This window comes from Kitasatospora sp. NPDC023385 (assembly GCF_055664045.1).
On sequence record NZ_JBVOOL010000043.1, the window covers coordinates 1 to 14740 of the forward strand.

Sequence of the window (14740 nt, forward strand, 5' to 3'; positions counted from 1 at the left end):
CCGCCGCGATCTGGCACAACGACCACACTGGCCAGCCCGTCATGCGCTCGCTGACCGCGTACGACCACTGAACCCCTTGGCATCAGTCATCTAGCGCCACGCCCGCACCGCGATCGCCGTTCGCCTCGCCTTCGAGCCCGCGGCCGGGCGCCCGGCCCGCGCGGGCGCCTGACCGCGCCCACCTGCCCCGGTCGGGCGGGAGCTTCCCCCGGAGCGCGCCGCCCGACCGGCCCCTCGCCGCCATCACCCGCCTCGGCCCGGGTCTTCAGGAAACGGTCGGCCCGGCTCCGCCATGCTGACCGCGTTGCCCGGGCGTACTGAAGCGCGGAACGGCGCACGGTCCGCAGGTGCAGCATCCGTCCGTTCCGAGGGCCGCCGCCCGGGACGCGCGGCGCTGCATTCCGTTCGTGAGCTACCGGATCCTGCTCGACATCTTGATCATCGGCCTGGTCACCGCAGGCGTCCTTCGCTCCGAACGCCGGCGCGATCCGCTGACCGCCCCGGCCGGGCAGGGCTCGTACGCGTGGTTCCTGAAGACACCTTCAGGTCTTCAGGAACCCTTCAGCGCCGCTCGGCCATGCTGGACGTGACTGTTCGCACACGACGCCGGCCACCGTGAGGAGAGGCTGTCTCGCGACCGGGAGAGGCGCCGTCGGCCGGCAGCCCCACTCGGGAAAGGCACCCAACGATGCTCACATCCTCGGCCCTGCTGGCCGTCAACCCGCTGGACGCGGGCTCATTGCTGGCCGCGTTCGGCGCACTGGGCATCGCCGTGATCATGTTCGCGGAGACCGGCCTGCTCGTCGGGTTCTTCCTCCCCGGCGACTCGCTGCTGTTCACCGCCGGACTGCTGTGCACCACCGGCGCCCACAGCGGCCCCCACCTCAACCTCGGTGAGGTCCTCGCTGCCGCGGCGGTCGGCGCCCTCGCCGGCGCCCAGGTCGGCTGCCTGATCGGACGCCGCGGCGGTCGCGCCCTGCTCGCCCGCTCCCGTAACAAGCACCTGCACGACGGCGCGGTGCGCGCCGAGGAGATCCTCACCCGCTACGGCCACGGCAAGGCCGTGGTCCTCGCCCGCTTCGTCCCCGTCGTGCGCACCGTCCTCAACCCGATGGCCGGCGCGCTCGGCGTCAACGCCCGCACCTTCACCCTGTGGCAGGTCGTCGGCGGCCTGGTGTGGACGGTCGGTCTCGTCATGGCCGGGTACGCGCTCGGCTCCTCGATCCCGAACGTCGACCACTACCTGCTGCCGATCGTCGCCGTCGTGGTCGTGGTGTCGCTGCTGCCGCTGGTCCTGGAGGTGCTGCGCTCCCGCCGTCAGGTCAAGGCCCGATGAGCAGCCCCGCGAGCACGCTCGCCCTCGACGGCCGACCGATCGACGGCGGCCTGTACCAGCGCATCGACCAGTGGGCCCAGCACCTGCCCACGCCGCTCCAGCACGCCGTCGCCGCTTTCTCCGCCTACGGCCTGGCCCTGGTCGCCGTGCTGATGCTCCTCGCCTGGTGGCGCGCCCGGCGCGCCGACAGCACGACGCTGGCACGGGCGCTGGCCGCACCGCTGGTGGTCGTCGTCGCCTTCGCGGCCGACACCCTCCTCAAGTCCGTGCTGCGCGAGCCCCGCCCGTGCCAGGTGCTGGACGCCGGCCGCACCCTCGAAGCCTGCCCCGCCGCCGGGGACTGGTCGCTGCCGAGCAACCACACCGTCATCGTCTTCGCCGCTGCCGCCGTGCTGTGGCAGGTCGACCGCCGCCTCGCCACACTCGCCCTACTCCTCGCGATCGCGATGGGTGTCTCGCGGGTGCTCGTCGGTGTCCACTACCCGCACGACGTCGCCCTCGGCGCCGCCGTCGGCCTCGCCGCCGGCTACGGCCTCGGCCTGCTCGCCGGCCGCGCCGCACCCCTGGTCGAACGGGCCCGCGAAGGGAGGCTGCGCCGATGGCTGACCGCATGACCCCACGGCAGGCGGCGCCCTGGATCGCGGTCTGCGCCGCGGCGTTCGCCACCATCGCCATGGTCCTCGACTCGAACGAATGGGCGCCCCTGGGCTTCGAGCGGGCGGCCGTCGACTGGGCGGTCGCCCACCGGCCGTCCGCCGCCGTCACCACCGCCAACGCCGTCACCTCGCTCGGCACCGGCGCCTTCCCCTACCTGGCCGCCCTCGCCGCCGGCGTCGTCCTCGTCCGCGCCCACCGGCCCCATCGCTCCGGCCGGACGGCAGCCGCGCTTCTGCTCGCACCCGTGCTGTGGCTGGTCGCCGGCCAACTGCTGCGTCAAGCCCTGATGCACGGCTTCGGCCGGCCCCGCCCGCCCGCCTCGGACTGGGCGTTCACCCCCTCCGGGTTCGCCTTCCCCTCCGGCCACGCCTTCACCGCCTCGGTATGCGCCGGACTGCTCGCCCTCGCCGTCGCCCGCACCCACCCCGGCGCCCGCCTAGCCGCCGCAGCGCTCGCCCTGGCCTTCGCCGCCGTCATCGGCGCCACCCGCGTCTACCTCGGCGTCCACTGGCCGCTCGACATCCTCGGCGGCTGGCTTCTCGCCACCGCCTGGCTGCTCCTCGGCGCCGCGCTCCTGCGGACCCCGGGCCGTCCGCCGCCCGAGGAAGCGACGGTAGACCGGCCGACGAGAGCAATGTAGACACGATCAATGGAGGAAAGAGCGGATTTTGCGACGGAGGGTCGGGTGAATTCTTCAGGAAGTGGGTTCCGGTGTCAATGGACGGGCGCGGGCTCTGTTCAGGTGCGGCATGGGAGCAGTTGAACAGGTGAGTGCGGAGAGTGCTGAGTATTGATCGACAGTGTCCTGTCGGGTCATCCTGCTGGGCGGAGAGTGGCCTGTGTGCGGCGAGGCGGTGGATTGCCTCGGTTTTTGTGTACCGGGTTTTCGGCTCTCCCGTGATCCGGTGCAGTGCGGTGCGTTATCGGCATGCGTGCTCCCGGGTCGGTTCACTTTTGTCGATTACTTCCGGACGGAGGGGCGCAGATGGCTGACGAGCAGGTGTTTCTGCGGTCGAAGGTCATTATCGAGCCGCTGATTGACAGGTTCTTTGCCTGGCCCTACACGATGGCGCCGGTGCAGTCGGCGATGAATCTGGCGTTCCTTCAAGTGCCGCTGCTCGAGTCGTACCTGCAGTCGCCGCAGGTGCACGTCGCGGCGAGCAACAACCCTGAGCTGCGCGGCGGTTACTTCATCAACATCGCGGAGGAGCGCGCCGACGAGGTGCGCGACCTGCTGGCGTCGATCAAGCGGGACAGGGCGGAGATCCTGAAGTTCGCCGAGGCGATCGCCGCGGGGCAGGAGCTGCTGCGGGCCAACGCGACCGGCTTCGACCTGACGCCGCTGTACCCGAAGCTCCCGCCGGAGCTGGGGGGCCTGGTCGAGCTGGCCTACGACACCGACAACCAGGCGCAGATGCGCTTCATGGAGCCGCTGGTCTACAAGAGCCCCTACTACCAGGAGTCGCGCCAGTCGGTGCAGCTGTCCTTCGAGACCGGGATCGAGCGCCCGTTCGTCCTGAGCACGCCGCGGCTGCCCTCGTCGGATGTCCTGGAGCTGGACATCCCGTTCTGCCACGCCGGCCTGGAGGAGCTCTTCAAGGCCCGGGTGGCGCCGACCACGCTGGCCCACCTGCGGGAGGCGCTGGAGCTGAACGACACGCAGGCGGCGCAGCTGTCCGGCATGCTGAGCGACCGGCCCAGCCTGGCGGAGGACCGGCACATCGAGGGCGGCGGCCGGATCCGGTACTTCGGTCACGCCTGTCTGGTGCTGCAGACGCCCGAGGCCGCGATCGTCACCGACCCGTTCATCAGCGCGGACAGCACGGCGGGCGACCGGTACACCCTGGACGACCTGCCGGACTACATCGACCTGGTCGTGATCACCCACGGCCACCAGGACCACATCGTGCTGGAGACGCTCCTCCAACTGCGTGGCCGGGTCGGGGCGATCGTGGTGCCGCGGTCCTCCCGCGGCAACCTGGCGGACCCGTCGATGGCGCTGATGCTGCGGAACCAGGGCTTCCCGGTGATCGAGGCGGACGACTTCGACGAGATCCCGTTCCCGGGCGGCAAGGTGGTCGCCACCCCGTTCCTCGGCGAGCACTGCGACCTGGACATCCGCGCCAAGTCGACCTACTGGGTCGAGCTGGCCGGCAAGAAGGTCTTCGTCGGCGCGGACTCCTCGGGCATCGACCCGATGCTGTACCGCTACATCCGGGGCCACCTGGGCACCGCCGACATCGCCTTCCTGGGCATGGAGTGCGACGGCGCGCCGCTGACCTGGCTGTACCAGGCGCTGCTCACCATCCCGATCACCAAGAAGATGAGCAACTCGCGCAAGCTCTCCGGCTCCAACGCCGAGCAGGCGGGGGCGATCATGACGGAGCTGGGCGCCCAGGAGGCGTACGTGTACGCCATGGGCGAGGAGGACTGGCTCGGCCACGTCATGGCCACCACGTACACCGAGGACACGTACCAGATCAAGCAGATCGAAGAATTCATGACCTGGTGCAAGGACCGCAACATCAAGGCCGGTCACCTCTTCAAGCAGCAGGAGTGGCGCTGGTAGCAGTGATTCATCGCTGATGCCCCAGCGGTGCGGGTGAGGGTCGGGTCGGGATATCGGGGCGGCGTCTCGCGGCGGCGCCGATATCCCGGCCCGACCGGTGTCGTAGGCCCGCGCCGATCGTTTATTTGGCCGATGTTTCTCGGGGGAGCCTCCTCATGGCTGTGCACGACATTGCGTACGTCGAGTTGTACACGCGGGACAAAGTGCCCGTCGTCGATTACCTCGTCTCGGCCGTGGGATTCACGCGGGTCGCGGATTCGGTGGCGGCCGACCGGAGTTCCATTCTGCTCCGGCAGGGCGAGGTGAACCTCGTCGTCACCTCGGGCCGCGGAATCTGGACGTTTCTAGACGAGCGCGGGGATGCTGTCGCCGACATCGCGCTGACGTGCGACGACGTGGCGCAGACCCGGGACGCGGCGGTGGCGGCCGGTGCACGGCTGATCCTCTCGTCGCCGGACAACGCGGTGGTGGCCGGGTTCGGGGCGGTCTCGCACACCCTGCTGCCGCGGACGACGAACCGCAGAACGAACGACGCAACGGACCACGGAACCGACCGGGGGATCAGGCTGCCCGCCGGGCGTCGCTGGACGCCGGCGGAGGCGGAGGCGGCGGCGGGGGCGCCGCAGCCCTCGCCCGCCGACGCCGCACCGGCGCTCTGGGCACTGGACCACGTCGAGATCGACCTGGCGGACGGCGGCCTGCGCGAGCACGCCGAGTTCTACCGGGACGCCTTCGGGTTCTCCAGCGAGCTGTCCGCCCAGGTCGTCGTCGACGGGGAGCCGAGGGAGTCGGCGGTCGTGCGCACCGGCTCTGGGCGCGCCATCCTCACCCTGCTGGCGCCCACCGCCGGGACGGCCCGGCGCGGCGCGCCCGGCCGCGCCCGGGCCGGTGTGCGGCACCTCGCGCTGCGGGCCGGGGAGAGCGACCGGCCGCAGGTGCCGGCGTCGGCCGCCGGCCACGCCTGGGGTGACCTGTTCCGGCTGGTGGACCGCTCGCCCGGGGAACAGGAACCGGGCTCGCGCCCGTCCGAGCTCGCCCGGCTGGCCGCCCGGTGAGCGGGACGGCGTCGCCGGGGAGCGGCCTGAGGGCGGCGGACCTGCATGCCAGCGTCAGTGACCCCGTGCTGGACACGATGAACTTCCTCAACGAGGTCACGTTCCGTTACCCGGAGGCCGTCTCCTTCGCCCCGGGGCGTCCGTACGACGGGTTCTTCGAGACCGAGCAGATCTTCACGTATCTGCGCCGCTACCTCGACCATCTGGAGGCGGGCGGGGCCTCGCCCGGGCAGATCCGCTCGGCGCTCTTCCAGTACGGGCCGACGAGTGGTCAGATCCGCGAACTGATCGCCGATTCGCTGCGCAAGGACGAGGGCATCGACGTCCCGCCGGAGTCCGTGGTGGTCACGGTGGGCTGCCAGGAGGCGATGTTCCTCGCGGTGCGGGCGCTGATCTCCGGGCCCGAGGACGTCCTCATGGTCTCCAGCCCCTGCTACGTCGGGATCACCGGGGTGGCCAGCCTGCTCGACGTGAGGCTCACCGCGGTCGAGGAGGGCGAGCAGGGCTTCCGCTGCGCGGACCTGGAGGCGGCGATCCTCGCCGAGCGGGCGCTCGGACGCCGGCCGAAGGCCTTCTACGTGACACCGGACCACTCGAACCCGTCCGGCACCACGATCGGGCTGGAGACCCGGCGCGAGCTGCTCGAGCTGGCGGAGCGGCTGGACATCCTGATCCTGGAGGACAGCCCGTACCGGCTGGTCAGCCCGGGGCAGCAGCTGCCGACCCTCAAGTCGCTGGACACCCGGCGCCGGGTGGTGCACCTCGGCTCGCTCTCCAAGACCCTCTTCCCCGGCGCCCGGGTGGGCTTCGCCGTTGCGGACCAGCCGGTCACCGGCGCGGACGGCCGCACCGGCCTGCTGGCCGACCAGCTCACCAAGATCAAGAGCATGGTGACGGTCAACACCTCGTCGGTGAGCCAGGCCGTCGTCGCGGGCATGCTGCTCACCGCCGACGGCCGGGCCGCCGAGCTCAACACCGAGACGGCCGCGTACTACGGCGACAACATGCGGGCCACCCTGGAGCAGCTCGCGACCTGCTTCCCAGCCGAGGAGCGGCAGGCGCTCGGCGTCCGCTGGAACGAGCCGAGCGGGGGATTCTTCCTGGCGCTCACCGTGCCGTTCCACGCGGACAACGCCGCGCTGGTGCGTTCGGCCGAGGAATTCGGGGTCATCTGGACCCCGATGTCCTACTTCTACCCCCAGGGCGGCGGCGAGCACGTGCTGCGGCTGTCCGTCAGCTATCTGACCTGGGCGGAGATCACGGACGGGGTCGGCCGGCTGGCCGCCTTCATCAGGGCTCAGGCGAAAGAGACGATCTGAATCGCAAATCCATCGACAAGGAAAGAGGGGCGTGACGGCGAATCCGTTCGAGGACCCGGACGCCGACTACCTGGTGCTGGTCAACGACGAAAGCCAGCACTCACTCGGGCCGGCCCTCGTGGCCGTGCCGGACGGCTGGAGGACCGTGTTCGGCGCGGCCGCGCGCCAGGACTGACTCGACCACATCGAGACGTCCTGGACCGACCTGCGCCCGGCGAGCCTGGTCGAGGCCACGGCGAGCAACTCTCCGGAGAAGCAGCCGGAGTGCCGGCCGCGAACCAAGCAGCACAGCGGCTCGCGCCGATCCGGCGCGGGCCGACCGACTCACGGAGAGGTTCCCGTACGTGTTGGCAGCAGTGCGCCGAATCCGTAGCAAGACCCGAATGTGGGGGTGGACGTTCCGATGACCAACAGGACGAGCCTTTCGAGCAGCGCCGGACTCCTGGAGCTCCCGGCACCCGAGTGGAAGAACGCCGTCACCGCCGCCCGGATTGTCGGCGTCGGCACGGCCAACAGCGAGCACTCCTACTCGCAGCACGAACTGCTCGACATCTTCGACATCACGGACCCCAAGGTCCGTTCCGTATTCCTCAACAGCGCGATCGAGCGGCGCTACCTCACCGTCCCGCCCAGGGACGAGGACGGCACAATCCTGACGGAGTCGCAGGGCGAACTGCTCGCCAAGCACAAGCGGCTCGCCCTGGAGATGGGCGCCCGCGCGGTGCGGGCCTGCCTGGAGAACTCCGGGCTGGACCTGTCCGACATCGACTACCTCTGCTGCACGACCACCACGGGCTTCCTCACACCGGGCCTGAGCGCCCACCTGATCCGTGAGATGGGGATCCTCCCCCGGACCAGCCGCATCGACATCGTCGGCATGGGCTGCAACGCGGGCCTGAACGCCCTCAACGCCACCTCCGCCTGGGCCGTGGCCAACCCTGGCAAGGTCGCCGTCCTGCTCTGCGTGGAGGCCTGTTCGGCGGCCTACGTGATCGACGGCACGATGCGCACCGCCGTCGTCAACAGCCTGTTCGGCGACGGAGCGGCCGCGATCGCGCTGGTCGCCGACACTCCGGACGCCGCGTACGCGCCGGCCGACGTGCCGGCGGTCGCCGGCAGCCCGCGCATCCTGGGCTTCGCCAGCCACCTCATCACCGAGGCGATCGAGGCCATGCGCTACGACTGGGACGACGAGCAGGGGAAGTTCAGCTTCTACCTGGACCCGCACGTCCCGTACGTGGTCGGCGCCAACGCCGAGCAGGTGATCGACCGGCTGCTGGCCAACGCCGGACTGCGCCGCAGCGACATCAGCCAGTGGCTGGTGCACTCGGGCGGCAAGAAGGTCATCGACGCGGTGCGGGTCAACATCGGCCTGACCCGGCACGACGTGCGGCACACCACGGGCGTGCTGCGTGACTACGGAAACCTGTCGAGCGGTTCCTTCCTGTTCTCCTACGAGCGGCTGCTCGAGGAGGGGGTCACCCGGGCCGGCGACTACGGCGTGCTGATGACGATGGGGCCCGGATCGACCATCGAGACCGCATTGGTGCAGTGGTGAGGAGGCGTCAGATGAGCAACGGAAAGGCGGCTGTGAAGACGGTGGAGACGATGACGGGCGACGTCCGCCCCGACGACCTGGTGCTGCGGATCGACGGGCGCCGGGCCATGTCGGCCGAGGTCGTCGCCGCGGTGAACGCGGTCTGCGACGCTGCCGAGGACCGCGGCGGGCAGGGCAGGGTCATTGTCGAGCTGTCCGGCGCTCCCGAGGGGCTGTGGGCAGAGAACCTGACCGTCTCCCTGGTGAGCAAGTGGGAGCGGGCACTGCGCCGCCTGGAGCGGCTGCCGGCCACCACCATCGCGGTCGCCAACGGCGATTGCGGCGGGCTGGCCCTGGACGCGCTGCTCGCCACCGACTACCGCATCGCGACCGGCTCGGTGCGCCTGGTGCTGCCGGTCGGTGAGGGCGCCACCTGGCCGGGGATGGCCATCTACCGGCTCTCCCAGTACGGCGCGAGCGCCGCCGCGATCCGGCGGGCGGTGCTCTTCGGCACTCCCGTCGAGGTGGCCGACGCGCTGGCCCTCAACCTGGTCGACGAGGTCGCGGCCGATCCGGCCGGCGCCCTGGCGCTGGCCGGCGAGCGCGCCGGGGCCGTCGTGGGCACCGAGCTGGCCATCCGGCGGCAGCTGATGCACGACGCGACCATCACCAGCTTCGAGGAGGCGCTCGGCGTCCACCTGGCGGCCTGCGACCGCGCGCTGCGGCGGGCCGCCGTGGAGGCAGTCGTGGGGGGCGCCTCGTGAAGGCCGCCGAGCTGACCGGCGCGGAGGCGGTGGGCACGGGCAAGGCGGGCACGGGCAAGGTGGCCATCCGGTCGGCCGCCGAGGCGGTGAGCACCGGCGCGACCGGTGCCGCCGCCCGGCCGTCCGGGCCGCGCGACGACGTGCAGGCCGTGCACGCCGACCTGGCGCAGGCCCGGGTCGCGCTCGCCGAGTCCGCCGAGCACACCGAGGACCTGCTGGCGATCCTGCCCGTGCCCGAGCAGCGCTCTGCGGAGCAGCGCGGCGTCGCCGCGGCGGCCGTCGACGCCACCCGGAGCCTGCGCGCCGCCTTCCTCGCCGCGCACGCCGACGCCGTCTACGACGAGCTCACCGAGGACCGCCGCCGCCACCTGCGGGTGGACGAGCTGGCCCGGGCCGCCGCCGCGGCCTTTCCCGGACTGGTGCCCACCGAGGGCCAGTTGGAGAACGAGCGGAGCAGGCCGCAGGCGGGCAAGGAGGGCGCCGAGATCGACCAGGGCCTCTTCTTCAGCTGGATCCTGCGCTCGCCGCAGGCCGGACCGCACCTGATCGACGCGATGCTGCGCCCGACGCCCCGCGCCCTCGCCCTGCTGGCGGACTTCCGGGCGAGCGGTACGGCGGACCTGGGATCGGTGCGCATCGAGCGCACGGACGGCGTGGCCCGCCTCACGATGTGCCGCGACGACTGCCTCAACGCCGAGGACGACCCGCAGATCGACGACATGGAGACCGCCGTCGACCTCGCCCTGCTCGACCCCGACGTGGAGGTCGCCCTGGTGCGCGGCGGCGAGATGACGCACCCGCGCTACCGGGGCCGGAGGGTGTTCAGCGCCGGCATCAACCTCAAGTCCCTGCACGGCGGCGGGATCTCGCTGGTCGACTTCCTGCTACGGCGTGAACTCGGCTACATTCACAAGATCTGGCGCGGGCTGGTGGTCGACGACGGCGCCACCTGGTGGTCCCGTACGGTCGAGAAGCCGTGGGTCGCCGCGGTGGACACCTTCGCGATCGGCGGCGGCGCCCAGCTGCTGCTGGTCTTCGACCGGGTGCTCGCTGGCTCCGACGCCTTCCTCAGCCTGCCCGCCGCCAAGGAGGGGATCATTCCCGGGGCGTCGAACTTCCGGCTCGCCCGGGCGGCCGGCAGCCGGCTGGCCCGCCAGGTGATCCTGGACGGGCGGCGGGTCTGGGCGCGTGAGCCGCAGGCCGCGCTGCTGGTCGACGAGGTGTACGAGAACGAGGAGCTGGACGCGGCCGTCGAGCGCAGCGTCGAGCGCCTGCGCGGGCCCGCGGTGGTCGCCAACCGGCGGATGCTGAACCTGGCCGAGGAGCCGGTCGACGAATTCCGCCGGTACATGGCTGAGTTCGCCCTCCAGCAGGCGCTGCGCCTGTACAGCTCCGACGTGATCGACAAGGTCGGCCGGTTCTCCGCCGCGAAGGAGGGCGGCGCGGTATGAGCGGTGAGGAGGATCGTCCGCGGGTCCGGTACGAGAAGAAGGACCACGTCGCGCGGATCACGCTCGACCGCCCCGCCGTGCTCAACGCGATGGACCTGCGGATGCACGAGGAACTCGCCGCGATCTGGGACGACGTCGAGGCCGACGACGAGGTCCGGGTCGCGGTGCTGACCGGCGCCGGCGACCGCTCCTTCACGGTCGGGCAGGACCTGCGCGAGCGGGCGCGCCTGGACGAGGAGGGGGTGCCGCGGTCGACCTTCGGCAGCCGCGGGCAGCCCGGCTGGCCGCGGCTGACCGAGCGGTTCGCGCTCTCCAAGCCGGTGATCGCCAGGGTCAACGGCTACGCGCTCGGCGGTGGCTTCGAACTCGCGCTCGCATGCGACCTGGTGATCGCCTCCGACCGGGCGGTCTTCGCCCTGCCGGAGGCCAGACTGGGCCTGGTGCCCGGTGCGGGCGGGGCGTTCCGGCTCGCCCGGCAGGCCCCGCTGAAGGCCGCGATGGGTTACCTCCTCACGGGTCGGCGGATGACGGCGGCCGACGCGCTGCGGTTCGGCCTGGTCAACGAGGTGGTGCCGGCCGAGCGGCTCGACGACTGCGTCGACGGGTGGACGGCTGACCTGCTGCGCAGCGCGCCGCTGGCGGTGCGGGCTATCAAGGAGGCCGTCATGTGCTCTGTGGACATGCCCTTGGAGGAGGCGTTCACCGCCGAGTTCGGGTGGGAGCAGCGTCGCCGCGTCAGCGAGGACGCGGTCGAGGGCCCGCGGGCCTTCGCCGAGCGCCGGGAACCCCGTTGGCAGGGTGCCTGAGGGGCATCGCCCCGAGGCGGGGACAGGTCCGCGGCGTCGCTCGATGGGAGCGGCGCCGCGGACCTTTGCCGTTGGGCGGGACGTACTGCCGCCCTCCGTACCGCAGGTTCTGCCGTGCGGCGCGCGGAGCACAGCATCGTGACGGCCGTCCCGAGGAGTCGGGGCGGCCGCCACGGTCGTGCGGGGTGTCGGGTCAGTGTCGTTCGGCGACCGGACCGGCGGGCTCGGGGGACTGCTGGGCGAACTGGGTGCGGTAGAGGTCGGCGTAGAGGCCGCCGGTGGCGAGCAGTTCGTCGTGGGTGCCGCTCTCGCGGATCCGGCCGGCCTCGACGACGAGGATCTGGTCGGCCTCGCGGATGGTGGAAAGCCGGTGGGCGATGACCAGCGAGGTCCGCCCGGCCAGAGCGGTGCGCAGCGCGCGCTGGATGGCCGCCTCCGACTCCGAGTCCAGGTGGGCGGTGGCCTCGTCGAGGACGACGATCGGCGGCGCCTTGAGCAGCAGCCGGGCCAGCGAGATCCGCTGCTTCTCGCCCCCGGAGAGCCGGTAGCCGCGGTCGCCGACCACGGTGTCCAGCCCGTCCGGGAGGGCGACGATGGTGTCCCAGATCAGCGCGGCCTCGCAGGCCGCGATCAGCTCCCGCTCGCTCGCGCCGGGGCGGGCGTACTCGAGGTTGGCGCGCAGTGTGTCGTGGAAGAGGTGGGCGTCCTGGGTGACCACGCCGACCGCGTCGGCGAGGGACTGCAGGGTCGCCTCGCGGATGTCGCGGCCGCCGATCCGTACTGCCCCCTCGGTGGGGTCGTAGAGGCGGGGGACCAGCTGGGTGATGGTGGTCTTCCCGGCGCCGGAGGGGCCGACCAGGGCGGTCAGCTTGCCGGCCGGGGCACGGAAGCTGAGGTCGTGCAGGGTCCAGGCGTCGCTGGCCCGTTCGGGGCGGCGCAGTCCGATGGACTCCAGGGAGGCGAGGGAGACCTCGTCGGCGGCGGGGTAGCGGAAGCGGACCCGGTCGAACTCGATGTCGGGGGCGGCGCTGTCCGGGGTGGCGCGGGCGGGCAGTTCGCGGGCGTCGGGGCGCTCGGAGATGAGCGGTTCGAGGTCGAGGATCTCGAAGACCCGGTCGAAGCTGACCAGCGTCGTCAGGACGGTGACCTGCATGCCGGCGAGCTGGTTGACCGGCCCGTAGAGCCGTAGCAGCAGGGTGACCATGGCGATCAGCGTGCCGAACGCGAAGGTGCCGTCGATGGTGAGGCTGCCGCCCAGGCCGTAGACCAACGCGGTGGTGAAGCCGGTTATCAGGCCGAGGATGATGAACAGCAGCCGCGAGTAGACCACCGCGGCGACGGTGATGTCGCGGACCCGGCCGGCCTTGGCGGCAAACAGGCCGGAGTCTTCCTGGGTGCGGCCGTAGAGCTTGGCGAGCATCGCGCCCGAGACGTTGAAGCGCTCGTTCATCATCGAGCCCAGCTCGGCGTCCAGTTGCATGGTCTCGCGGGTGAGCCGCTGTAGGCGCCGGGCGATGAGCCGTACGGGGAGGAGGAAGACCGCGATCATCACCAGGGCGGCGGCGGTGATCTGCCAGGAGAGGACGAACATCGTGCCGAGCACGAGGACCAGGGTCAGCAGGGCCGAGACCGACTGGGTGAGCAGCGTGGTGACGGCCTGCCGGGCGCCGATGACGTCGGAGTTGAGGCGGCTGACCAGCGAGCCGGTCTGGGCGCGGGTGAAGAAGGCCAGCGGCTGGCGCTGGACGTGCGCGAAGACGGTGGTCCGCAGGTCGTAGACGAGGCCTTCGCCGACCCGTCCGGAGCACCACGTCTGCAGGTAGACGGCCACTGCGTCGACCAGGGCCAGGCCCGCCACGGCGAGGCAGAGCCGCACCACGGTGGCGGTGTGCCCGGGCAGGATGCCGTCGTCGATGATCATTTTGAGGATCAGCGGGTTGGCGGCCGCGATGGCCGCGTCGGCGACGGTTGCCGCGATGAGCAGGGCCAGCGGCCAGCGGTAGTGCGTGATGTAGGGCAGGATCCGCCGGGTGGTACCGGGTCTGACCTTCTGTCGGGTGATCGAGTCGTCGTTGAACCGGACCCGCCCCGGGCCTTTGGCCCGGTTGCCGGTGATCGCCATGGATGAGCCTGCCTCGGATAGGTGTCGGAACGTCAGTTCTTCTCGAAGAACTCGGTGATCGCGGCGTTGACCGGCTCCGGACGCTCCAGGTTGCCGAGGTGGCCGCAGCGCGGGATCTCCACCAGGTCGCAGTCCGGGATGGCCTCGGCCACTTCGGCGACCAGGTGCGGCGGGCAGATCTGGTCGTCGGCGAAGGCGATCGCCCGGCACGGCGCGGCGATGCCGGCCAGTGCCTCGCGCCGGTCGCTGAGGGTGTCGACCCAGGCCTGGCCCTCGGCGGCGCTCTCGTCGCCGCTCAGCTCGAAGATGTCCAGCCAGCCGGCCACGGCCGTGTCATCGTTCAGTGTCGCGGGGGAGAGCATCTCCCGGGCGGTCCGGGCGGCCTCGTACCGGGCGGGCAGCCGCACGCCGTTCTCCCGCAGGGCCTGCGCGGCCGCGGACTGGGCCCGGCGGAAGACGTCCGAGCGGGCCCGGGTGGCGAGAAGGACGGCGGAGCGCACCAGGTGCGGAGCCTCGATCGCGAGCTCCTGGGCGATCACGGCGCCCATCGACGTCCCGACGATGCGGCACGGGCCGAGGTCGAGGGCCTCGATCAGCCCCTTGGTGTCGGCGACCATGTCGGCGAGCGAATACCGTCCGGCGGGTGCGTCCGAGGGGGCGATGCCGCGATTGTCGAAGACGATCGTCTCGTAGCGGGCCCGGTTCAGCGCCGGCGTCTGATGGATGGTCCAGACCCGTCCCGCGGCGCCGGTGCCCATGATGAGGAGCACGGGCTCCCCGCGGCCGGATCGCTGGTAGTTGAGCTGGATCCCATTGGTGGACACAAACGGCATGGTGCAACCTCGTTGGCGGTCGTTCCGGGTGGGGAGTGCCCGACTCTGTGCCGGGAAGACTCCGGGACGGAAGGGGGGCCCGGGCGGGCACTTGGCCGTCAGCACCGGCCTGCGGGGCGGCCGCCCGGCCGCACTGCGCGCCGGTCCCGGCGCGCGCCCCGCAAGGGGCCGCCACCCAGCTCGGCCGCGCCCACCATGGCACCGCGCGGGTGTTCGGATCAAGCGTTCACCGCCCGCAGCGGCCACGGCCGAGTGGGTCCGGCGGCCGGATCGGCCCGGAGTTGAAGCCGT

13 protein-coding genes and 1 pseudogene are annotated in these 14740 nt (G+C 71.7%); 12 read left to right on the forward strand and 2 right to left on the reverse strand.

The genetic code is table 11. The features are described from left to right. Positions 1–347 precede the first annotated feature (347 nt). The 12 genes and pseudogenes from AC0B61_RS34850 to dpgD all read left to right on the forward strand — a co-directional run bounded on the left by AC0B61_RS34850 (position 348) and on the right by dpgD (position 11494). Positions 348–590 (forward strand): hypothetical protein, encoded by a 243-nt coding sequence (locus AC0B61_RS34850; RefSeq protein WP_471746185.1) that lies wholly within the window; start codon positions 348–350, stop codon positions 588–590. A 98-nt stretch (positions 591–688) separates the two neighbouring features. Continuing rightward, positions 689–1336: a DedA family protein gene (locus AC0B61_RS34855; RefSeq protein WP_471746187.1), complete on the forward strand. Its 648-nt coding sequence runs from the start codon at positions 689–691 to the stop codon at positions 1334–1336. After that, positions 1333–1950 (forward strand): phosphatase PAP2 family protein, encoded by a 618-nt coding sequence (locus AC0B61_RS34860; protein ID WP_471746189.1) that lies wholly within the window; start codon positions 1333–1335, stop codon positions 1948–1950. Before AC0B61_RS34855 ends, AC0B61_RS34860 begins: the two co-directional genes overlap by 4 nt. Continuing rightward, positions 1935–2633, forward strand: a complete 699-nt coding sequence (locus AC0B61_RS34865) for a phosphatase PAP2 family protein (protein ID WP_471746191.1) — start codon at positions 1935–1937, stop codon at positions 2631–2633. Before AC0B61_RS34860 ends, AC0B61_RS34865 begins: the two co-directional genes overlap by 16 nt. A 345-nt stretch (positions 2634–2978) precedes the next feature. Further along, the gene (locus AC0B61_RS34870; RefSeq protein ID WP_471746193.1) at positions 2979–4562 is read left to right on the forward strand and encodes an MBL fold metallo-hydrolase; all 1584 of its coding nucleotides are present in this window, start codon (positions 2979–2981) and stop codon (positions 4560–4562) included. A 155-nt stretch (positions 4563–4717) separates the two neighbouring features. Continuing rightward, positions 4718–5617: a hypothetical protein gene (locus tag AC0B61_RS34875; protein ID WP_471746195.1), complete on the forward strand. Its 900-nt coding sequence runs from the start codon at positions 4718–4720 to the stop codon at positions 5615–5617. Between the two features lie 65 nt (positions 5618–5682). Further along, a complete protein-coding gene (locus AC0B61_RS34880) occupies positions 5683–6936 on the forward strand; it encodes an aminotransferase-like domain-containing protein (RefSeq protein ID WP_471746197.1) in 1254 nt (417 codons plus the stop codon). A gap of 31 nt (positions 6937–6967) precedes the next feature. Continuing rightward, a pseudogene (locus AC0B61_RS34885) lies at positions 6968–7108 on the forward strand (MbtH family protein); the annotation flags it as partial. Positions 7109–7339: 231 nt separating this feature from the next. Continuing rightward, a complete protein-coding gene (dpgA, locus tag AC0B61_RS34890) occupies positions 7340–8494 on the forward strand; it encodes a 3,5-dihydroxyphenylacetyl-CoA synthase DpgA (RefSeq protein ID WP_471746199.1) in 1155 nt (384 codons plus the stop codon). Positions 8495–8505: 11 nt separating this feature from the next. Further along, positions 8506–9237, forward strand: a complete 732-nt coding sequence (gene dpgB, locus AC0B61_RS34895) for an enoyl-CoA-hydratase DpgB (protein ID WP_471746201.1) — start codon at positions 8506–8508, stop codon at positions 9235–9237. A gap of 149 nt (positions 9238–9386) precedes the next feature. Beyond that, a complete protein-coding gene (gene dpgC, locus AC0B61_RS34900; RefSeq protein WP_471746233.1) occupies positions 9387–10688 on the forward strand; it encodes a (3,5-dihydroxyphenyl)acetyl-CoA 1,2-dioxygenase DpgC in 1302 nt (433 codons plus the stop codon). Next, the gene (gene dpgD, locus AC0B61_RS34905) at positions 10685–11494 is read left to right on the forward strand and encodes an enoyl-CoA-hydratase DpgD (RefSeq protein WP_471746203.1); all 810 of its coding nucleotides are present in this window, start codon (positions 10685–10687) and stop codon (positions 11492–11494) included. Before dpgC ends, dpgD begins: the two co-directional genes overlap by 4 nt. 193 nt (positions 11495–11687) lie before the next feature. On the opposite strand, the gene AC0B61_RS34910 is transcribed toward dpgD, so the two are convergent. Then, positions 11688–13616, reverse strand: coding sequence for an ABC transporter ATP-binding protein (locus tag AC0B61_RS34910; RefSeq protein WP_471746205.1), 1929 nt, complete (start codon positions 13614–13616; stop codon positions 11688–11690). 32 nt (positions 13617–13648) lie between these two features. Next, positions 13649–14449 carry an alpha/beta fold hydrolase gene (locus AC0B61_RS34915; protein WP_471746207.1) on the reverse strand — a complete coding sequence of 267 codons (801 nt, stop codon included), beginning with the start codon at positions 14447–14449 and terminating at the stop codon, positions 13649–13651. Between the last annotated feature and the right edge of the window lie 291 nt (positions 14450–14740).